Source organism: Infirmifilum tikiterense (genome assembly GCF_054696565.1).
This window is the reverse complement of record NZ_CP182482.1, coordinates 947,705-966,856: the sequence shown is the minus strand read 5'-3', so window position 1 is coordinate 966,856 and position 19,152 is coordinate 947,705. Positions and strand designations below refer to the sequence as shown.

Annotated in this window: 22 protein-coding genes; 12 read left to right on the top strand and 10 right to left on the bottom strand. The window is 53.5% G+C overall.

What is annotated here, in order from left to right; all coding sequences use genetic code 11:
• The first annotated feature begins 69 nt into the window (after positions 1-69).
• Positions 70-306, top strand: a complete 237-nt coding sequence (locus ACNO7C_RS05345; RefSeq protein ID WP_460024089.1) for a hypothetical protein — start codon at positions 70-72, stop codon at positions 304-306.
• Positions 303-731, top strand: a complete 429-nt coding sequence (locus ACNO7C_RS05340) for a hypothetical protein (protein WP_460024088.1) — start codon at positions 303-305, stop codon at positions 729-731. The genes ACNO7C_RS05345 and ACNO7C_RS05340 overlap by 4 nt, the downstream gene beginning before the upstream one ends.
• 187 nt (positions 732-918) lie before the next feature.
• Here ACNO7C_RS05340 and ACNO7C_RS05335 read toward each other — a convergent pair whose 3' ends face one another.
• Complete coding sequence (locus ACNO7C_RS05335) at positions 919-1,677, bottom strand: hypothetical protein (protein WP_460024087.1); 759 nt, start codon at positions 1,675-1,677, stop codon at positions 919-921.
• Positions 1,678-2,131: 454 nt separating this feature from the next.
• Between ACNO7C_RS05335 and ACNO7C_RS05330 the strand changes: the two genes are divergently transcribed.
• Genes ACNO7C_RS05330 through ACNO7C_RS05300 form a run of 7 tightly spaced genes read left to right on the top strand, consistent with a single transcriptional unit; the run spans position 2,132 to position 7,491 of the window.
• Positions 2,132-3,475 carry an amidohydrolase family protein gene (locus ACNO7C_RS05330; RefSeq protein ID WP_460024086.1) on the top strand — a complete coding sequence of 448 codons (1,344 nt, stop codon included), beginning with the start codon at positions 2,132-2,134 and terminating at the stop codon, positions 3,473-3,475.
• Positions 3,476-3,496: 21 nt separating this feature from the next.
• Positions 3,497-4,216 (top strand): purine-nucleoside phosphorylase, encoded by a 720-nt coding sequence (locus ACNO7C_RS05325; protein WP_460024085.1) that lies wholly within the window; start codon positions 3,497-3,499, stop codon positions 4,214-4,216.
• 9 nt (positions 4,217-4,225) lie between these two features.
• On the top strand, positions 4,226-4,996 hold the full coding sequence (locus tag ACNO7C_RS05320; protein ID WP_460024084.1) for an FkbM family methyltransferase: 771 nt from the start codon (positions 4,226-4,228) through the stop codon (positions 4,994-4,996).
• A 52-nt stretch (positions 4,997-5,048) separates the two neighbouring features.
• The gene (locus tag ACNO7C_RS05315) at positions 5,049-5,738 is read left to right on the top strand and encodes a purine-nucleoside phosphorylase (protein ID WP_460024083.1); all 690 of its coding nucleotides are present in this window, start codon (positions 5,049-5,051) and stop codon (positions 5,736-5,738) included.
• 4 nt (positions 5,739-5,742) lie between these two features.
• Positions 5,743-6,177 carry a 4Fe-4S ferredoxin gene (locus ACNO7C_RS05310; RefSeq protein ID WP_460024082.1) on the top strand — a complete coding sequence of 145 codons (435 nt, stop codon included), beginning with the start codon at positions 5,743-5,745 and terminating at the stop codon, positions 6,175-6,177.
• A gap of 25 nt (positions 6,178-6,202) precedes the next feature.
• Positions 6,203-6,709 carry an ECF transporter S component gene (locus tag ACNO7C_RS05305; protein ID WP_460024081.1) on the top strand — a complete coding sequence of 169 codons (507 nt, stop codon included), beginning with the start codon at positions 6,203-6,205 and terminating at the stop codon, positions 6,707-6,709.
• Between the two features lie 26 nt (positions 6,710-6,735).
• A complete protein-coding gene (locus ACNO7C_RS05300; protein WP_460024080.1) occupies positions 6,736-7,491 on the top strand; it encodes a PH domain-containing protein in 756 nt (251 codons plus the stop codon).
• Here ACNO7C_RS05300 and ACNO7C_RS05295 read toward each other — a convergent pair.
• Genes ACNO7C_RS05295 through ACNO7C_RS05285 form a run of 3 tightly spaced genes read right to left on the bottom strand, consistent with a single transcriptional unit; the run spans position 7,483 to position 10,374 of the window.
• Positions 7,483-8,211: an energy-coupling factor transporter transmembrane component T family protein gene (locus ACNO7C_RS05295; RefSeq protein ID WP_460024079.1), complete on the bottom strand. Its 729-nt coding sequence runs from the start codon at positions 8,209-8,211 to the stop codon at positions 7,483-7,485. The two genes, ACNO7C_RS05300 and ACNO7C_RS05295, sit on opposite strands and share 9 nt — an antisense overlap.
• Complete coding sequence (locus tag ACNO7C_RS05290; protein WP_460024078.1) at positions 8,177-9,796, bottom strand: ABC transporter ATP-binding protein; 1,620 nt, start codon at positions 9,794-9,796, stop codon at positions 8,177-8,179. The genes ACNO7C_RS05295 and ACNO7C_RS05290 overlap by 35 nt, the downstream gene beginning before the upstream one ends.
• Positions 9,793-10,374, bottom strand: coding sequence for an ECF transporter S component (locus ACNO7C_RS05285; RefSeq protein ID WP_460024077.1), 582 nt, complete (start codon positions 10,372-10,374; stop codon positions 9,793-9,795). Before ACNO7C_RS05285 ends, ACNO7C_RS05290 begins: the two co-directional genes overlap by 4 nt.
• 185 nt (positions 10,375-10,559) lie before the next feature.
• On the opposite strand from ACNO7C_RS05285, the gene ACNO7C_RS05280 reads away from it, so the two are divergent.
• Positions 10,560-11,516: a thiamine-phosphate synthase family protein gene (locus tag ACNO7C_RS05280; protein WP_460024076.1), complete on the top strand. Its 957-nt coding sequence runs from the start codon at positions 10,560-10,562 to the stop codon at positions 11,514-11,516.
• Positions 11,517-11,569: 53 nt separating this feature from the next.
• Positions 11,570-12,637, top strand: coding sequence for a TrmB family transcriptional regulator (locus tag ACNO7C_RS05275; RefSeq protein ID WP_460024075.1), 1,068 nt, complete (start codon positions 11,570-11,572; stop codon positions 12,635-12,637).
• Positions 12,638-12,639: 2 nt separating this feature from the next.
• Here ACNO7C_RS05275 and ACNO7C_RS05270 read toward each other — a convergent pair whose 3' ends face one another.
• From ACNO7C_RS05270 to ACNO7C_RS05250, 5 genes are all read right to left on the bottom strand, one after another.
• Positions 12,640-14,295 (bottom strand): TIGR04190 family B12-binding domain/radical SAM domain protein, encoded by a 1,656-nt coding sequence (locus tag ACNO7C_RS05270; protein ID WP_460024074.1) that lies wholly within the window; start codon positions 14,293-14,295, stop codon positions 12,640-12,642.
• Positions 14,296-14,338: 43 nt separating this feature from the next.
• On the bottom strand, positions 14,339-14,968 hold the full coding sequence (locus tag ACNO7C_RS05265; protein ID WP_460024073.1) for a LysE family transporter: 630 nt from the start codon (positions 14,966-14,968) through the stop codon (positions 14,339-14,341).
• A 57-nt stretch (positions 14,969-15,025) separates the two neighbouring features.
• Positions 15,026-16,093 carry a TIGR04084 family radical SAM/SPASM domain-containing protein gene (locus tag ACNO7C_RS05260; RefSeq protein ID WP_460024072.1) on the bottom strand — a complete coding sequence of 356 codons (1,068 nt, stop codon included), beginning with the start codon at positions 16,091-16,093 and terminating at the stop codon, positions 15,026-15,028.
• Positions 16,094-16,137: 44 nt separating this feature from the next.
• On the bottom strand, positions 16,138-16,818 hold the full coding sequence (locus ACNO7C_RS05255; RefSeq protein WP_460024071.1) for a hypothetical protein: 681 nt from the start codon (positions 16,816-16,818) through the stop codon (positions 16,138-16,140).
• 99 nt (positions 16,819-16,917) lie between these two features.
• Complete coding sequence (locus ACNO7C_RS05250; protein ID WP_460024070.1) at positions 16,918-17,181, bottom strand: hypothetical protein; 264 nt, start codon at positions 17,179-17,181, stop codon at positions 16,918-16,920.
• Positions 17,182-17,251: 70 nt separating this feature from the next.
• On the opposite strand from ACNO7C_RS05250, the gene ACNO7C_RS05245 reads away from it, so the two are divergent.
• Positions 17,252-18,124 (top strand): NAD(P)-dependent oxidoreductase, encoded by an 873-nt coding sequence (locus ACNO7C_RS05245; protein WP_460024069.1) that lies wholly within the window; start codon positions 17,252-17,254, stop codon positions 18,122-18,124.
• Here ACNO7C_RS05245 and ACNO7C_RS05240 read toward each other — a convergent pair.
• Entirely contained in the window at positions 18,116-19,102 is a 987-nt protein-coding gene (locus ACNO7C_RS05240) for a hypothetical protein (RefSeq protein ID WP_460024068.1), read from the bottom strand. The genes ACNO7C_RS05245 and ACNO7C_RS05240 overlap by 9 nt on opposite strands.
• Positions 19,103-19,152: the final 50 nt, after the last annotated feature.

Sequence of the window (19,152 nt, the reverse complement as noted above, 5' to 3'; positions counted from 1 at the left end):
AAACGCTCCCGGGGTTTTGAACTAAATCCTTTTTAAAGCCCCACCCATTAAGTAAGAAACGTGACGGATATGGACAGTTTCAGGTTGGCTCGTGTTAAGTGCCCGAGGTGCGGGGGAGAAGTGCTCGTCAGCGTGGGGCCTAGGGTCGTGGAGGAGGCTAAAGCCTCGCCGACCGGCCTAGCCGTGGTGGCTGTGCCCCACGGCGACCACGCGCTGCTAATACATTTCGACGCGAACGGCCACGAGAGGGGTGTGCGCGTAGCGATACTAGCTCAGGTTCCGGTGCAAGGAGGTGGTGGGAGGTGAGCAGGGAGGAGATCCTCAGGAGGGGTGTCCAGCCGCACCACTTCTTCATAGCTAAGTCCTTCGCGGCCTTCCGCGACGAGGGGTTCCTCAAGTACGCGATCGTGAAGGGCGCGATGGCCAGGGTCGGGAAGGCTCTCAGGGAGGAGTACGGGGCCCCGGAGGACCCGGCTGAAGCCGCCGTGTTCCTGAACGGGCTTCTGGGCTTCGCCGGTAGCTTGGAGGCCGCGCGTGACGGCCAGACCCTAAGAGTCACGATCGACAGCTCGACCTGCAGGATCTGCCCCAGAGCTGTCGGCGGCGCTGACCTCACCGAGCCTCTGTGCCCCATCCCCGGGCTTCTGAGCGGCTACACCGGGGCTAAAGCCAACGGTCTCCCCCTTAGGAAGGACGGCCAGAAGTGCGTTGTCGAGCTGAGCTTAGCTTAAGCAGGCTTTTTCTAAGCATTTTCCCCAACTTCCGGTTTCTTCCCGCCATGTGCAAAACAGCGCAAAGGCGTAGTACGAGGGTAATACGCTGTTTTGTGAACGCAAAACTGCATCAAACTCTTAAAATAACAGGCCTCCCGTGGAAAACTTGACGAAAAATGCGCAAAAGCTTGATCAAGTGCGTGTGTTAAGTGGTTTGGGCTCTCAGCCAGTCTCTAGGTATTTTCGCCTGCTCCTCCAATACCTTTCCGGCTATGGCGTCCGCCTTCTCCAGAGTGTACTCCCACGCTTCACGCACCCTTACGTCTAAGCTGGCTTGGGGGCTGGATTGGGGTACGAACACTCTACCTATAGAGGCGCGCAGGAGAAGCCAGTCGCAGAAGAAGTTGAGACCGAGTTTCTCTATAGTGTCTCTCCTCGGAGGTGTGCCAGTCAACCAGTAGAGGTCACGCACGTAGTTTCCGGCGATTATTCTGTGAAAGCTCCTTCTGTTAGAGTCGTCGATCGACGCCTGGGTCAGTTTCTCCCTGGCCGCTTGAAGGAATGTTTCTTGTTCCGGAAGAAAGAACGCTCCGCTCGCTGACAGTAAGTAGTCTCGGGCGTCCAGTAGAACCTTGAAGGTTCCAGATACGTACACAGCCGCCGCAACAAGGAATGATGAGAATATACTTTTCATCAGCCTATCTAACGCCTCGCTAGTCGATCTTATACGCAAGTGACCATCTTTAGCGAGTAAAACTACGTCTTCTTCGGTGAAGTATCCCTGGAGGACGACCTGGTCTTTCAACTCGAAGGCTGGAACGGAGAAAACCCCTTTAGATAAAGCGAGGAGAGGGTGCTCTTCGGTGTTGGTCAATTTCACCAGGCTGAGGAGAGAATTTCGCTCCAATAGCTGGTAGACGTGCCATGAATCGCTACAACGGGGATGTAGGTATATTTTCAGCATTGTCTAACTGAAAGAGCGAACTGAAAGTTATCTCTTTCTACTCCAGTTAAGGCTGAGCCAGATAAGTACTTACCAGGAAATTTCCCCGAACTTATCTATTTTATACAGTGATTTCTGTAATACGGAATACGTAATACGTTAATCATATCTTGGAATATAGATTATGAGAAACGTTGCCCAAACCTCGTAGTACATATGTTGTTCTGCTAACTTCCACCATTATTTCTACATTTATTGACTGCATCCCACTTTTCATGAAGAATGAGTTGGGCTGATTCTATTTTAATGTAACTTTTAAGTAGAAATTAGAGCAAGTTATTTTATAAGTTACGTTTTTATTTCCGGATAATTCTATGCTTTATGATAATAATTCAGAGATAATACCTTGGTATAGCGCCATCTCACTGCTCCCTAATTGGTAAAAGCATAATAGAGGGGTAGGAGAGTACCTCACGTGAGCTCGATAATAATTAAGAACCCAGAGCTCGTAATCACGATGGATGGGTACGGTAGCATCCTAAGAAGGCAGTCGTTGCTTATTAAGGATGGTGTAATAGAGGCTATTGGCGACTACTCCAGCATAGTGTCGGCATACGGGCAGCCCGACGAGGTGATAGACGGTCGAGAAAAAATCGCTCTGCCGGGCCTCATCGACATGCATACGCACGTCGCGATGGCGGGTTTTAGGGGACTTGCGTCGGATGCTAGCGACGTTATTTACAGCGTTTTCTGGCCTCTCGAGAAGAGCTTAGATGGCTCGACAGCCTACAAGCTTGGCCTTCTTGGCGCGCTTGAAGCTGTGAAGAGTGGAGTCACGCTCCTGGCTGATCACTACTTCTTCATGGATGAAATAGCCCGCGCAGTCGTGGAGGTGGGTGTCCGCGGCCTGCTGGGCCACACGTACATGGACGTTGACGGCCCCTTCAGCGGACCTGTCGAGCTTGCAAAGGCTCTTGACTTCGTTAAGAGGTGGCGCGGCCACAGCCTCGTGACGCCCGCTCTCGCCCCCCATGCTACTGATACTGTGAACCGGGAGAACCTCGTGTTCATGGCTGAGAAAGCGCGGGAAGATGGGCTGTTCATCCACATGCACTTAGCGCAGACTGAGAGAGAGCTCAAAGTTGTTCGCGAGAGGACGGGGGATACGCCCGTGAGGTACGCTCTGAGGCTGGGGTTGCTAGGTGCTAAAACTATCGTTGCTCACGCGAACTACGCTGACCCGCAGGAGAGGGCTCTCCTGGCGCACAGCGGCAGCGCTATTGTGCAGTGCCCCTCCACATACCTTCTATCCGGTGTCCGCTTCCACGCCTACGACTACTGGCAACTTGGTGGTAGCGTGGCGATTGGTACGGACGCCCCGTGCTACAACGACAACATAGACTTCTTTGAGGAGATGCGGGTGCTCATCTACGGCCAGAGGATGATGTTGGAAAAACCCAACCTGTGGAGCGCCTACGACGTCCTCGAGATGGCTACGAGGGGTGCTGCCAGGTCCCTTGGGCTGAGAACTGGGATCATTAAGAGGGGCTTCGAAGCAGACATTGTCTTGATTGATGCCAAAAAACCCCACCTTAGGCCGCTGTTCAACCCCTACTCCCTCGTCGTGTACTCGGCCACAGCAGGGGACGTTGACAACGTCATCGTGAAGGGCAAGGTTGCTGTGCGTGGTGGGAGGCACGTGAGCCTCGACGAGGAGAGAGTCATCCACCAGGCTGAGGCGGCGGCGACAAGCGTCCTCAGGAGGGCCCTAGACGAGAACCCCGATCTTGAAAAGAGGATAAGAGTAAAGGAAATATAGGAGCAACGCGCGGTTGTAGCAATGGCTAAGCCTTTACACATACTAGCTCGACCCGAAGACATCGCTCCTCGAGTAATAGCTTCAGGGGACCCTGCACGCGTAAGGCAACTCTCAAGCCTTTTAGAGGGGGCGAGGCTGGTAAACGAGAACAGAGGGTTCCTTGTCTACACTGGCAGGTGGAAAGGCGTTGACGTGACCGTCGCGACGCACGGCATCGGCGCCCCTTCAGCTTCCATCGTGTTTGAGGAGCTCATAATGCTCGGTGCAAGGCTCATTATCAGGTTTGGGACATGTGGGGGGTTCCTGAAGGACATGCGCGTCGGCGATTTCGTGATCGCTACCGGGGCTTCTTACATTCCGGGCGGCACGCTTAGCACATACACCCGGGGGGACTGCATGGCCGCTGTGCCTGACTACGAGGTTCTGCGTAGACTGGTGGAGAAAGCTGAGGAGTATGGCTTGCGCTACTTCCTGGGACCAGTGATCAGCAGCGACAACTTTTACGCCGGTGTGGACTTCCTCAATGAGTGGGTGAAGCGGGGTATGATAGCCGTGGACATGGAGGCCGCCTCGCTAATGGTTTTGTCGAGGATCCGGGGGGTGAAAGCAGGAGCGGCATTCGTCATCAGCGATGTCTTAGGAGAGGCGTATCAGAAGATGGCTACAGCGGAGGAGCTCCGCGACGCTGTCGACAGGGCCTCTCGCGCAGTTCTCGACGCCGCGGTCTCTGTCAGGCTGTAGGCAGGTTCAATGGAGGCCCTGTCTTATTCCCTAGGCTTTCTCGAGCGGATCTCAACCATACCGAAGCTGCTCGGAGCTCGTAGCACCGTAGTTCTGCTGCCACCGTACGCGTTCGCAGTCCCGGTGGGCGAGGTCAGAGAGGCTAGACGTAGCTTGGAGCACATATTCGTCTACAGGGATTATGAGAGGCTTGCGGAGTTCTCGCCTGAAACAGCGTCGCGAATTGTGGATCTAGGCGCTTACCTCGGCTTCTTCACAGTTAGGTCGTTGCTTCTCTCAAAGAGTTCCAGGGCCGTGGCTGTGGAGGCCAACCCGCTTTCCTGCGTGTACACTCACTGGAATATCGCACTGCACGGGCTCAACGGTAGGGCTAGGGTCATATGCTCGGCTGTGGACAGTGAAAGAGGTTTGGGTAAACTCTACGTGGGGGAAAGCATGGTAAACTCTTCCCTGCTCCGCGAGTACGTTGAGGAGTACACGAGCGTCGTCGGCGAACGATGGGTTCCGAAGATCACCCTCGATGATGTTTTCCGGCTGTCAGGGTTTGAGAGGATCGACCTCCTTAAAGTCGACGTCGAGGGAGTCGAGTACCGCGTCCTATCCGCGTCGAAGGCCGCTCTTGAGCACTACGACGTCCAGAGAATAGTCGTCGAGGTGCATGAGGGCTTTTCGACCGCCAAGAAACTTAGCGAAGCCCTGGGGGCTGAGTACACGACGTACATTGTGGTTGATGAAAGCGCCCCTAACCAAAGTTTTCTCTACGCGGTAAGGAAGCGATAATAATAAAAAATAAGTCTTACGAAGTAAAAGTATGCCTTTTCACATTAAAGCTATGCGCGTGGCACCCCGCGTTGTTGTGGTTGGCGACCCGGGAAGGGCTAGGCTTCTCTCAAGCATGCTCATCAGACCTGAGCTTGTGAGCGAGAACAGAGGGCTACTTGTCTACAACGGGACTTGGAGGGGTCTGGACATAACCGTTGCCACGCACGGTATGGGGGGCCCTGGCGCTGCGATAGTATTCGAGGAGCTTATACAGGCTGGAGCTAGGGTGATTGTCAGGCTCGGGACTACAGGGGGGATTAGCAAGGAAGTTGGTATCGGGGACTTCGTTGTCCCCACTGCCGCTCACTACATTCACGGGGGGCTCTTTAGACAGTACTTCGGTGACTTAACGGTCTCGGCTGCTCCAGACCTTGTCTTGGCTTGGACGCTTTACACTAAGGGGCTCCAGAGGGGGTTGAGAGTGCACGCGGGCCCTGTCGTCAGTAGCGACGCTTTCTACGCGGAGGACAAGAGTGTCGCGGAAAAGTGGGCTGGCGTTGGTGCTTTAACTGTCGAGATGGAGTGTGCAACGCTTTTCTCCCTAGCGATGCTCAGGAGGGTCAAGGCCGCGGCTCTTCTGCTGGTGAACGGTCACCTCCTCGAGCCCGAAAAGAGGATGGTTTCCGAGGAGGAGCTTCTGGAGAAGATCAAGCTGGGCGGGGAGCTCGTGTTCGACAGCCTCACAAGCATAAAGGTGTGAAGCCTTGAGCGAGTTCGCCTACAGAAGGCTCACCGAAACCAATGTTGCTTCCAGGCTCCTACGGGATGTGCGGAGAGTCCTAGTGTACGGGTCCTGCGTTAGAGACGAGTACCCCGAAATCTTCGAGAAGTTTAGAGCCGGTAGAGTTCCACTGGCTGTCTGCCTGGAGGCGGAGCACTTCAACGTGGTTGCGCTTAAGCTTGCCTCCATGTTCGCCAGGATGGAGCTGGAGGAGGTTTCCGTGCTAACCGTGGACGGTTCCCCCCACTGCGTGGGCCTGCACCACGCGGTAGAGGAGGCTTTAAGGGTCACGGGCAGGAGTACAACGGTCAAGCACTTTGTGATAGAGGGGGGCGAAGTTGTGGAGGTTAGCGGCCAGGCCGTTAAAGTCGCAAGGTATCTTTCCAAGGTGCAACAGCTCCTAAAGGGTAAAGTTTAAGCCTCACTCAGAGAGTAACCTTCTTGTGAGCCAGAAAAAGCGGAGCGTCTTCCTTGCAATAGTGGCCATCTTCTCTGCCTTAACTGCAATACTGACTTATTTTCCAAGGCTCCCGAGCCCAACGGGCGGCTACACGCACGTTGGAGACACTATAATCTACCTGGCAGGGCTCCTGTTTGGGAGCAAAGTGGGCCTCGCGGTGGGGTTGCTTGGACCGACTATAGCTGACATCGTGGTTGGGTACCCGAGGTGGTATGTTACGCTGATGGCTCACGGGCTCCAGGGCTTTATAGCCGGTATGGGGGAGGGTAAGAGCCTCCGAACTCAAGTTGTGGTTATGATCACGGCGGGCCTCGTGATGAGCTTTACGTACTTCGTCGTCAACGTGTACGTAAAGGGTTTTGTCCCGGCTCTCGACTCCCTCAGGAGGGACATATTCGGACAGACGCTTGCCTCCGTGCTTCTAGCCGCTATTCTCGTCAAACGATTGGAGAGAAATGAGTTTGTGAGAAAAACCTCGCAGTTGGTTTAAAAACTTCACATGTTGTTTTTGTTTACATGGAATCCGAGGAGGTTCTGTGGAGCGGTAAGCCGCATCCCGCGTCATTCCTGGGACTGTACATCCTCTACTTCCTACCTCTGCTGAGCCAGATTATCTCCTTCGTCTTTTATGTTTCAATGCCGGAGGGTGCAAGGTCAGCATTGTCCCCCCTCGCTCCAGTGCTAAACTGGGCTACAGGCCTAAGCGAGCCTTACAGCTTCTTCTACGCGTCTGGGGCATTGATAGCGACCCTGATCGGCGTTCTTAACTGGCTAGCTCGAGTGGACATCAAACCTCTCATCTTCAACCTCACGAGCTACGCGCTAGCGGAGCTACTGAGGTTCCTTTACCCCGGGCAAGTAGGGTACGCGACTAGGCTTTTGGTGCTGGGTCTGGCGTCTGTTGCTGGGATTTTCGGAGTGGACAGCTACAGGAGGAGTTTCGTCTACAGAATCACGGCAAGGTCGGCTGTTATTAGAGGTGGTTTTCTCAGAAAGTGGGAGAGGGTGGTCAGGAAGGACGCCGTGAGCGATATCGTGGTGGTTAGACCGCTTCTCGGATACCTGTTTGGCTTTGCCCACATTGTGCCGATTACTCAGAGCCAGCTTGGGATGGGTGGCACGTACAGCCTCGGTGCGGTGATCGCCGAGAAGAAGAGCGTGGGGGTACTGGTGGGTGGTGGAAAGCACATAAAAGAGGTAGAGGCTAGGCCCTGGAACTGCATTTACGGTGTGAAAGACTTCCGCAAGGCTAAAGAGGCTATCTTAAAGTGAGAGCCCGATAGGGGCCCCGATGCTGTAGGAGAGGATAGTCGTGCACGCTACGAGAAGGAGGAAAAGAAGTAGGAAGAGCACGTCTCGAGGGGCTACCCGCGTCTCACTTACGAAGGTCCTCTCTGGGAATTTTCCGAAGCCTCTCGCCTCCATGGAGATCCCCATCAGTACGGCTCGCCTAACCACGGTGAAGAGCAGAGGAGTTACTACTGAGAAGATGGCTGTCCAGGGTTTACTGAGCCTTACATAGCCTTTAACCTTTCTGAACGCGAGCACGTTCTCTAGGTCGCGTTTAATCAGTGGAAACATCCTGAGAGTGACGAAGGTCATGAACGCGTACTCGTAGGGAACCCTCAGCTGCATGGTTAGCGAGGTGGCTAGGTCCCTGGGCTTCGTGGTCGTCGCGAAGAAGACCGAGTAGAGCACTATGACGGCTATCCTAGAGGAGAGCAACAGAGTCTTGGCCAGAGCCGTATGCGGGTCTAGCTTCAAGTTGAGCACGTAGAGCGTGTAGGTAACCCACGTGTACCCTACAATCGTAGATGCAATGCCGAAGACTACTGCTCTGTTAATCCGCGGCCTTGACGCGAAGACGAGGAGGAGAGAGAAGGCTACATGAGATAGTGTAACGTAAGCATTTTGCAGGAGAGCTACGTGGAATATCGCCAACGTTACCGAGATGAGCTTAACTGTGGGGTTGAGCTCTCTTAGAGAACTCATATACGCCTACCACCTTATTCCTGTAATTCTCTATGGCCCTAGCAGCTCCACTTACGCTCGACTCTTCAGCCAACTCCGCAGGCGGCAGGAAAGCTAGCCGGTCCCACACGTTCTTTCGGACAAGAAGCTCTTGGAGTGTTCCTCTGAATACCACGGTTCCCTCTGACAAGCCAACAACCGCTGTAAGAGGTAGTAAGGGGAGAACCCACGAGTCGTGTGTGACAAACAGCACAGTTTTACCCTTTGAGGCGAGCCGTCTCACCCAACTTAAAACGCTTAGAGTGTTTTTGAAATCTAGGCCGAAGGTCGGCTCGTCGAGGAGGTAGAGATTCCTGTCGAGAAGCTCTGTCTCCAGGAGCGAGATAAGCCTTTTCTCACCTTGGCTTATCTCATAGAGTAGCCTGTCGGACAGGTGGGCGAGCCCCCGCGCTTCAAGCTCCCGCCTGGCAACCTTCAAAGCTTCCTGCTTCGAAAAGCCCCTAACAAGCAGAGAGGACGCCACCTCTTCAGCGACTGTGCGCTCAGTGAATTGCAGCTCTGGTACCTGCGTGGTGTAGGCGGCCTTACTGTAGTCTGGGGGGCCGCCGAGAACGCTAACCTCTCCGGTATACCTCCTAGTGAAGCCAGCTAAGGTTTTTAAAAGGGTGGTCTTCCCGCTTCCGTTGGGGCCTATAATAGCCACTATCTCGCCTTCCCGCACTTCGAGTGAAATGTTGTTTAGTATGCGCTTCCCGTTGGCTCTGACACTTAGGTTCACGGTCTTCACAACGGTGTTTGCTCCTGGAGTTAGCCGATCGGTTGGAACCGTGGGAGCGTTCATGGAAAATCGCCCAAGCAGGGTTGTGGGGAGCCATACCCCCGCCTCGGTGAGGCCTTCTAGGCCGACCTTGGCTACGAGCTCCTCGAAACTTCTGCAAAGCACGCCTTTCCCGGCGTCGATGAAGAGAATTTTGTCAATAATGCCCTCAGCGTACTCTAGCCTGTGCTCCACCACGATGAGCGACCCGCCTCTCTCCTTGTACGACTTTAGCACCGCGTATATCCTCTTCGAAGAAGCCGGGTCGATGTGCGACGTGGGCTCGTCCAGAAGAAGGACTTTCGGCTCGTAGGATAAGGCGCTGGCCAGAGCGAGCCTCTGCTTCAGGCCGGTTGACAGCTGGTCTGTCTCCTCGGATGAGTACTTTGTGAGGCCCGCTTTGAGCAGGGCATCTTCTACCCGCCTAGTTATCTCATCCCTGTTATAGCGAAGGTTCTCCAGGGGGAATGCGACTTCGTCGAAAACGGTTTCCATAACGACCTGGGCTTCCGGGTCCTGGAATACGATGCCAACGTCTCCTGCTAAACCCTTTAACCCCTCTTCCGTAGGGTTGTGGTCGGCTACCCTTACTTCTCCTTCAACTTTACCGTGAACGAGCTCTGGTATAACACCGCTTAGGGTTAATAGGAGGGTTGATTTCCCCGCGCCAGTTGGTCCGACAACTAGCAGGGCCTCGCCCTTTTCGAGCGAGAAAGAAATGTCTTTCAGTACGGGGAAGTTTCTATAGCCTACCGATACGCTTAACGACCTCACTGAAACTAGGCTCAAACATTTTTCACCGACTTCGCGACCTCAAATGCGTCAAGTATCGGGGTATTTTTTACCACGGCATCTACTACTGCTTTTACAAGCACGCCAGCTATCAGTGCTCCGCTCACGAAGTAGAGGGACCAGAAGACGACACACTGCTCCGGGGTTAATGGTTCGGTTATCCCGGAGAGAATAGTGTCAGCTGGCGCTGCCCATAGTGCGGGTGCCGCTCCGGCCAGAGCCATTGTAAGCCAGCCCCACCTCTTATACTTCGTGAGCATAAATACCAGCTCTGACATTAAGCCCTGCATGAAGCCGTAGAGGGGCGCGGTCGACGCGAACTGGGAGCCGTACGCAAGCTCTAGTACCGAGGCTAGGAACTCTCCAAGCAAGGCTACCCCCGGCTTCCTTATAATGTAGGCCGGCACTGTTGCGCCTATAAACCACATGCCGTAGATTATTGGCACGAATAGCAAGCCCAGCAGAAGCTTTGTAAGGTCCCAAACGATGTTTGACCAGACTAGGAAAATAGCTCCGATGACCGCAGAGAGGGATGCGGTGAGAACCAGCTCTATTACGTTAACCTTCTTCCCCATTATTCTCAACACTATTTTTCAATAACTCGTTTATAAATTTTTCTGGAAAATTCGTGGAATTTTCCCGTATTATTAATAACTTAGTTATGAGGAAAACGCCGTGCATTAACCAGTTATACTTTCATCAATTGTTCTCTAACAAGAAGATTTATAACTGCGTTTTTTGCGAGTGACATATAGGTAGGATGTTCCCAGAAGGAGTTGCCTTCAACTTGTTTATCCCAGCTTTCAGGAGGGTTCTTGCCCATGAGCTCCGTAAAAGGGGGTTCTCTCAGACAGATATAGCTCGCTCTCTCGGAGTCACACAGGCTGCCGTCAGCAAAATCCTCAGAAGCTCGAAGAGCACTCTAACGAAGGACTTGGAGGATATTAGCGTTCAAGTTAAGGAGATTGAGGCAGTAGCGAGTAAGGTGGCCGAACTTATAGCCAAAGGAGATATCAACGAGGCTGGAACTCTGGCGAACAGATACTGGTGGTTAGTCCTTGCCAGTGGAGATGCTTGCAGGGCGCATGAGAGGTACGGTTGGAGGAAAAGCGAGTGCTACATATGTACCAAGGTTGTTTACCCGGATCTCGACGTGAGTCGTGGGCTTGTGATGGCAGACATGGAGAGAGCGCTTCTCGTGCTTTCATCATCGAGACACTTCCCGAAACTCATCCCTGAAGTTCTCACGAACTTAGCGGTAGCGGTCCCCGGTGCTAAAAGCCTCCACGATATAGCAGCTGTTCCCGGAAGAATCTCACCCGATAAAAAGGGAGGGATACTGTACAGGAAGCCCGAGTTCGGGGCAAGTAAGCATCTGGGAGGAATCCTACTATCGATTGGAGGCAAATACAGGGCAGTTATCAACATCAAGCATGATAAGCTAATCGAGGAGGCTCTCGTAACCATGGATTTGAAGTTCAAGGAGTTCAGCAGTCAGGAGTACCCGTCAGCAAACCCTGTTGCTGCCGCAGCTCCCGTGCTTTTAGATGAGTGTCCCGACTGCAACGTCCTAATAGACGTGGGTGCAGACCACGTGGAACCTAACGTCTACATCTTCGGTAGTCGGGCAGTCGAGGTCGCCAACACGGTGATAGCAATAGCCGAGCTCTACGATGTTCTAGCGAGAAAATATGGTTTCGATAGCTTTGATAAATAACTTATGAATAAGTATTAATATCTGTACTGGGGATTCTTTTCGGCGAGATAAGGATGACCGAGGGAGCTGTTGAGGGACCCACCCCGGGTTCTCCCAGAGACAGCGCTATTCAACTATTGAAAATGCTCGGGCTCACCGGGCTAGAGGCCGAGCTGTACCTTATACTTCTCGAGAAAGGGCCGCTCAGCGCTCCGGAAATCTCGGACTACCTTGTCAGGCATAGGCCTCAGATTCACGTGGCGCTTACGAGGCTTTCCTCTAAGGGTTATATAGAGGAGCTTGGGGGGAGGCCCAAGAAGTACCGTGCGGTGAAGCCTGAGATCCTGCTGAGCATGTTCATGAAGGAGTTTGACGGGTTGGCGAAGAGAGCTCTCGAGTATATGAAGAGCATTTCGAGGCCTACACCCGAGGAAAGGTTCGGTGTCTGGATTATCCGAGAGCCTGAGGTTGCAAAGAACAGGATGGCTGAGATGCTGGACGAGGCGAAGATCGACGCGCTGGTAATGGGGGACATTAAGTTCATACACCTCTTGAGCGACAAGATAGAAGACGCGATTAAGAGAGGGGTGAGCGTTTATGTTCTCTCGTACGCCCTGGGTGAGAGGGGAGCCAAGTTTATAGTGGAGGACATGCCCTTCCTTAGGAAGCTTAGGGTAGCGATTTCCGGAGATATTGTCGTTGTTGTCGACTCGGGCTTGGGCGGCGTGCTAAAGGCTAGGCCCACTCTACCCATGAGGCATGGGTTCCTCATTGAAGAGAGAACGCTCGTCGACTACCTTTCACACGACTTTGTGAACAGGTGGGTCAGCGCGAGGGTTGTCGTCGATGAGAAGTGGGATTTCCCCCTGAAGTTCACCTTCCACAGGATGGCCTTGTACGAGACGAGGCGTATGCTCTTGGAGGATAAGAAGCTCAGGCTGAAAGCCAGAGGGTATGAAGTGGATACGGGTGCGAGAGTGGAAGTGGAGGGTAGGATAGTAGACGCTGTTTTAGATCTTCCGGCCGGCTACGCTCACTTTAAAGTGGATACGGGGAGTGGGGTTTTGAGGATCGGGGGTTTGGACGCAATCGTCGAGGAAGTAGCCGGAGAGTACTTTGAGATTCACGAGGAGAAGACGTGAGGCTAGAGACCGATCTTGCACTTCAGAATCTCGGCTATGGACCTTGCTGTAAGATAGCTGATCGCCAGGCGCTTTGCCGGGTAAAGCTCCTCCTCCTTTAATGTCTCCTTAGAGTCCAGTCCGTATTTAGGCGTTCCTTTTCTAGCGCTGCTAATCGACTCCACCACGCTGTTATAGTACTCCTCGTCTATGATTCCCGCGGTGAACTTAGCCCTCGTGAGAGCTTCAACGGCATTGTACGTAGCTTCCGCTACGTCTCTCCTCGTCATCCACTCCGTCTCGTAGTTCAGCATCCCGTACCACTTTTCTGCCAAGAGCAGTTGGCGGTGCTGCTCAAGGGTGTGCGCTAGGATCCTGTACCCGTACTTCTGAGGCGAGTGAAATGCCGGGCTACCGGGGTCCACAAAGGGTGCGAGCGGCGCAACGAAAGCGTCGAGCGTTTCCTTCCCGATCTCATGTAGTTCCAGGTAGAAGTCCCCCAGGCCTTTCACGTTCTCAGGTGTCTGCAAGGGGAGACCCACCAAGAAGTAGGTGTCAAGGCGCTCGAACCCCAGCTCTCTAACGTTCTTCACGAGCTTCTTGACAGCATCGTTCCCGTAAGGCCTCCCGTAGTTTCTTCTGACCCTCTCGTCGTGCGACTCAGGAGAGATCTGGAGGTACACCCTGTCACCGGCCCGGCGGTAAAGCTCTAGCACATCGCGGGTTGGGGGCGTGAAGAACTCGAAGAATATCTCAACGTCGCTCTTCTCCTGGCTTAGGAGCAACGTGAGCTCCTCTATGTACTTCCTGCCTAGGGGCTGAAGGTCGTTGACGAAGAAGATGGGGGCTTTCAGCCTCTCGGTTATTTCACGGAACTCGTCGGCCAGCGTTTTTGGAGTCTTCACGCCGAGCCCTTTCCGGTGGAACAGCACCCTGTACGCGAAGTTACTTCCGCCGCACCCCAGACAGTTAAACGGGCATCCTTTGTACGTGATCACGGCTGTAACAGGATGCTTAAGGAACGAGCTCCACGGGAGAGAGTTCCTCAGGCCGCTACGCACCATCACCCTTAGAACTACGCTGTAGTCGGGCTTAAGGTCGTCGAGCTCTAAAGGCACGTACCTAATACCCGTGTAACGTATCCTGCCGTTCTCGCGGAACGCTAGGTTAGGTATTTCCCGGAGCCTTGCCGCGTCGCCTTTCTCGAGAGCCTCCACAAGCTCGTAGAATACCGGCTCCGTCGTGTCCCCGAGGACAACGAAGTCTATAAAGCTGTACTTTCCGAGTATTTCCCGCCAGTAGTAGGTTGCGGAAAGGCCGCCCACCACGATTGGGGCGCCGTGGATCTCCTTCAGCATTCTCGCAAGCTCGATCGCACCGTGGGCGTGGACGAGCCAGTGCAGGTCCAGTCCATAAACCTTGGCTTTTATCCCTTTAAGGAGGCGAGGCACGTCGAGTGAAGGCTCGTTCACCATTCTAGCCGCGACGTTGTAGATCCCCGTTTTAACCCCCCTCTTCTCAAGGTACGAGGCCAGGTAGAAGAAGCCGGCGGGGTACATGTCGAACACTGGTTTCGAGGGTATAACGTCGCTTATGGGTCCATAGTGAACGTATTTCAGTTGCCTGAAGTCGTACACGCTCGGGGCGTGAATTAGGGCTACATCTTCGACGCGAGGCATACTCAAGCGCGTAATCTACCTGGAAAAACTATATATAATTAATTTATGTAAGAGCCCCTGATAGAAAAACAAAGGCATAGAGCACCATTAGCAGCAGCAACAGCAGTTGTATAGCCCTGGAGAGGGTGCGCACGGCAGAAAGCCCTTTTTGCGCCGCGAAGGCGACGAAGGACAGCCACGCGAAGTCCATCCACACGTGAACCGGGTAGTAGGAAATCGCGCTCATCAGGCCGAACGAGGAGTCCATAACGTCGGATATCATTTTCACCCCAATAGTGGCCCACCAAGCTAAGAAGTAGGGGTTAAGCGCCGTGAATGTGAAGCCAACGGCTATGGGTCCCGCATCCGAGAATTTTACTTCGCTCACCTTACTATCCGAGTTGCCTTTGGATAAGTCGCGCAACCCCAGGTACACGAAGTAGAGGATCACGAGGCCTCCAACACCTGAAACGACCTTCTTTACCTCTTTTGCCTGGAGCAGCTGGTAAGCCCCTAGGCTCAGCAGGAGGTATAAGGGGAGCTCGAAAAGCATGTGTCCCAGTGCCGCGAGAAAGCCGTATTTCCAACCGCCCTGTCTCCCTCCCAGTAAAGCCGCGAAGGTTAAGGGGCCCGGCGACAGGGCACCGCTCGCCGTGAGGGAAATCACCTCGATGGCTGCGGAGAGGGTGAGCATTACCCTTGACCTGCAGAGACGGTTTTTTAAGTTTGCGCCCTGAAAAGTGGATACTTTTCAGGGTATGACTTCTACGGTGTTGTTAAAAGGGGGGTACAGGAGGTCGCCGCTTTTTATGAGGCCCTTGTCAAGCGCTGAGAGCAGCAGGGGTATCGATGCGAGCACGAGGTTTACGAGCTCCTTTGTAGCCCTGCACACAGCCTGGAAACCTTTGTCCCCCCAGTATCTCTCGATGTACGCGTAAAGGCATCGCCCACCGCAAAACCTGAAGTAGGGGCACTGTCTGCAAGGCTCCTGTATCCAAGCATTCTTCAGCGTGAAACCCCTCTCCAGCCTCCCCAGCTCCGCCCACCGCTCCTCGACAGCTATCGGGCAGGCGGTTATTCTCCCATTTGTTAGAACCGAGACCGAGTTCACGCCGGACCCGCATGGCGGGGCTGGGTACACGTTCCCAAAGATAGCCTGTGAGGCTATTGCCTTGAAGGGCGCTATCCCTAAAACCCTGCCCTTTCTTATCTCCAGAATCCATGCCCTCATGAGCTTCCTCAATCCTGGGAGGTAGCTCTCATCCCTCCACCTCTCGAAGCTCTTCCACCGGTCGCTCCAAACAACGTCGAGCTGCCAGTGAACGTGACTGAAAAGGTTAAGCTCAAGCAAGTGCTTGACGTCCTCGTATATGTCTGTGTCCTCCGTAACCGTCATGCGCGCAACAAGGTCGCCTTGAAAGCCGATTTCTCGGAGGTGCTTAGCGGCTTCGATGACCCTCTGGTAAACACCTTGCCCTCGATGCCTGTCCGTGGTGCTGGGCCTACCATCGATCGATAGAAGAACGGTGTCGAACCTCAACCAGTAATCATCTGGGAGAAGTTTGTAGAGTGTGCCGTTAGTTTGTATGACGAAGTGCTTCGCGCGAACATTGTCCATAACCCACCTAATGAAGCGGGAGTTGAGGAGGGGTTCCCCGCCGTAAAATGCCACGGTTGCATCGGGATCTCTCTCAACTAACCTTTTGAGACTTTCAGGATTATAGGAGATGCTCCAAGGCACCTTACTAGGCGGAAAACTTCCACCGCAGTAGTCACACTTAAGATTGCATCTTCCCGTCGTGAACACAATGTAGAGCACAAGAGCCAAACTTCTCTGCTAGTTTAAAACTTAACCGGGAAACGTTAGGGGGATACGCTGAGCCTCGGCGGGTAGCTATCAGCCTGCTGCCACGATTTTCCCTCAGAAAGCACAACAATGTAGTAACCTTTTAACCTGAATGATGAGGGTTCTCGCGGGCAGAACTCGTGGATGCCGTGGCCGAAACCTGTTACGGAGTAGACGGGTATCCCTGGCATTGAGAGATAGTCTGCAACCACTCTCGCCTCGTACGCCGATGGAGGGTAAGTGTACACTTCGAAGTACGTGCAGTTCCCCGACTTTACAGCGAAGCTTCTCCACCCTGCCCACACAAAGGGCATTTTCTCTAACCCCGTTTGAATCTCGTCCTCCCGCGTGAAGTTCAGCACGTGGATTCCAAGCAGATAGACTGGGAGCGGATCCGGAGCCCAGCTACAGACGACCTTGCAACCTCCCCCGCTAGGGAGCATGTCTGTATGAGCTCTAAAACGTATTATGTTAACGATCCTGGGCATGAGCGTCACGTTGGATAGGGATGCGCGAAAACTGCTTCCATTAGGGCAGAGGGCTGTTAAAGCGAGCTCGCCCAGCCTAACGGGGAGGAGGTAGTCATTAGGGAAGTATAAGGTCACTTCAATTGAGTAGTTACCGGGACCCGTCTTGTTAACTCTAGAAATTTCGATGTATGCTGGCTGTACGGAGAATATTACGTATAACTCGATCACCTCATAAAGTACAAGTATAAAAAAAGAGAAATAGGAGGATGTGTTTTAGCTTCATCCTAGTTAAGTTATCCGCAATTTTTGATTAAAAACTCTTACCTTCTAAAATCTAGAGATAAGGTCCTCTATGCACGAAACGAAACGCTCGTACTTATCGCACTTTAGCACTGTGAGACCTGGGGTGTCTTCGTACCTTAATCTAAGCTCTACGAGCTTACCCCCTTCTTGGTGGAAACGTATCTTAGCTTTCCTGTGGCTTGAAGACACTTCTAGCACGTACTCCCCTTCTTCTACAGTGCGTCTGGTTGAGTAGCCTTTCTCCTGTAGGCTCTTCTCAATGATCTCTAGGGCTTTCACCGGCTCCATTCAAGTCACCTCGTTTAAACTTGGTTGTAGTGAAACTTATATAATTACCCCACCTAATCCTCTTTTTGCTATGCAGAAAGTGGCTTTTCTCGGAACGGGGCTCATGGGCTACAATATGGCTAGGCGCCTCGCTGAAAGCGGGTTCAGCGTAACGGCTTGGAATAGAACCTTGGAGAAAGCGATGCCCCTCGCGTCTCACGGAGTTAGGGTTGCGGCGGATATTGGAGGTGCTGTTGAGGAAGCCGGAATTATAGCGATAATGGTATCCGATGACGAAGCCTCCGAGTCGGTCCTTGAGCAGGTTTTCGCCAGTGCACCTAAAGGGGCGTTAGTGGTGAATCACTCGACAGTTACCCCAATGCACTCGGGGAAAATGTTCCAGGAGGCGCGGAGAAGAGGACTTTTCTATGTCGCGATTCCCGTGATGGGGGGTCCTGCTGATGCGGCGCGCGGCGAGCTCGTCGGCATAGCTGGGGGTGATGTGGAGAAGCTTGACGAGATTAAAGCTTACCGGGAGGCCCTGTTTAAGAGTTTACACTATGTGGGAGGTGTAGAGGAGGCTTTGGCCGTTAAGCTCGCACTTAACAGCATCTATTTCTCCGCGATGATGGGGTTAGCTGAGGCACTGGTTCTGGCCGAGGCTTGGGGAGTCACCCCTCAAAAGCTTTTCGAAATAGCTGGGGACTTGTGGATTAAGCCTATAGTGGAGAGGTACGGGAACAGGCTCTTATCGGAGACGTACCCTGTGAGCTTTAAGATGAGCCTCGCGGCTAAAGACATGAACTACGCGGCTCGCTCTGGAGCCGAAAAAGGGTTCGCGCTGCCTCACATAGCCGCTATGGCTCAAGCGCTTTTACTCGCCTCTAATAGCGGGGGGTTAGGGGAGGAGGATTACACTCGGATCTATAAGTTCCTGAGAGGATACAAGCTGGCCTCAAAGTAGGGCGATCTCGTACCACCTATGCGCTTTTACCGCCAAGTAGTCGACTATCCTCACCGGTGTGAGCAGAGCAATCCTTACGAGAAAGGCGGCGAGAGCCTCGGGCAGACGTGCTTGCACTTCGCGGGGAACCCTGCCAATAGCTATCTCAGCGTCTATACCGGACACGGCTTCGGGCGGCACATTGTCGAAGCCGGTCAGGCGGAACTTCTCGTCAAAGTACCACCTGGCGTGCACTTTCCTCTGAGAGTTTTTAATCAAGACGACTCCCACGTACCCCTGTGATGGCTTTACAATCCTCTCGTCTATGTAAATTACGACTTTCTTCAAGCTCCTTCTGCCGACGACCTCGAGCTTGCGCCCTGAAATATACGATGCCAGGCTCTCGATCAGGGACTGCGGCGAGGGGTGCCCGCCGGAGAGTACCTGCTGTGGGATCTTCTCGACGGGGCGCTCGGAGAGAATCTCTAGTAACCTTCGCATGTATTTCCCGTGTGCGAAGAGGTTCTCCCAGGGGGGTTGCCACCAGTAGTCGAAGCGCTCAAGCTCCTCGAGGTCAGCTGACTTTTCACCTATGATTCTCAGATTCTGGTCGAAGAGAAGCTCGGCCACTATGCTCGTTTTTGAGTCCTCGGTTTTTGCTATAAGGGCCGCGCCCCAGCTTCGCTTGCGGAGAATGCTTCCAGGTAAGACAGCAAGTATCGACCCGGGGATTACCGGTTCCTTGTCTGAGTTCACTGTGGCTTCTCGAACAGCTTCGATGAGGGTCTCAATCCTTCCTGGTAGATATGCTTTACTCAGTTTTACTCTTCTCTCGTTGACGTACTGGGCGTTAAGGTAGGAAGCCACGACCTCCCCAGCAGCGCCTCCCACGACGATAACCTCCTCGGATTTTAGGCTGAAGCCCTCAGGGCACCTAATCTGCGCTCCATCAGAGTCGTAACACTTTACTGGTCTTAGCTCATCGTCCAGCAAAGCCACGGCTGGTGAACCCTCATCGGACACGAAAAGGGGGGCGGCAGGTGACCTCA

Excerpts from the sequence above, each read along its gene's own strand:
- ACNO7C_RS05345 (WP_460024089.1), top strand. The coding sequence starts at position 70 with ATGGACAGTTTCAGGTTGGCTCGTGTTAAGTGCCCGAGGTGCGGGGGA.
- ACNO7C_RS05335 (WP_460024087.1), bottom strand. The coding sequence starts at position 1,677 with ATGCTGAAAATATACCTACATCCCCGTTGTAGCGATTCATGGCACGTC.
- ACNO7C_RS05325 (WP_460024085.1), top strand. The coding sequence starts at position 3,497 with ATGGCTAAGCCTTTACACATACTAGCTCGACCCGAAGACATCGCTCCT.
- ACNO7C_RS05320 (WP_460024084.1), top strand. The coding sequence starts at position 4,226 with ATGGAGGCCCTGTCTTATTCCCTAGGCTTTCTCGAGCGGATCTCAACC.
- ACNO7C_RS05315 (WP_460024083.1), top strand. The coding sequence starts at position 5,049 with ATGCGCGTGGCACCCCGCGTTGTTGTGGTTGGCGACCCGGGAAGGGCT.
- ACNO7C_RS05300 (WP_460024080.1), top strand. The coding sequence starts at position 6,736 with ATGGAATCCGAGGAGGTTCTGTGGAGCGGTAAGCCGCATCCCGCGTCA.
- ACNO7C_RS05295 (WP_460024079.1), bottom strand. The coding sequence starts at position 8,211 with ATGAGTTCTCTAAGAGAGCTCAACCCCACAGTTAAGCTCATCTCGGTA.
- ACNO7C_RS05285 (WP_460024077.1), bottom strand. The coding sequence starts at position 10,374 with ATGGGGAAGAAGGTTAACGTAATAGAGCTGGTTCTCACCGCATCCCTC.
- ACNO7C_RS05280 (WP_460024076.1), top strand. The coding sequence starts at position 10,560 with ATGTTCCCAGAAGGAGTTGCCTTCAACTTGTTTATCCCAGCTTTCAGG.
- ACNO7C_RS05275 (WP_460024075.1), top strand. The coding sequence starts at position 11,570 with ATGACCGAGGGAGCTGTTGAGGGACCCACCCCGGGTTCTCCCAGAGAC.
- ACNO7C_RS05270 (WP_460024074.1), bottom strand. The coding sequence starts at position 14,295 with ATGCCTCGCGTCGAAGATGTAGCCCTAATTCACGCCCCGAGCGTGTAC.
- ACNO7C_RS05265 (WP_460024073.1), bottom strand. The coding sequence starts at position 14,968 with ATGCTCACCCTCTCCGCAGCCATCGAGGTGATTTCCCTCACGGCGAGC.
- ACNO7C_RS05250 (WP_460024070.1), bottom strand. The coding sequence starts at position 17,181 with ATGGAGCCGGTGAAAGCCCTAGAGATCATTGAGAAGAGCCTACAGGAG.
- ACNO7C_RS05245 (WP_460024069.1), top strand. The coding sequence starts at position 17,252 with ATGCAGAAAGTGGCTTTTCTCGGAACGGGGCTCATGGGCTACAATATG.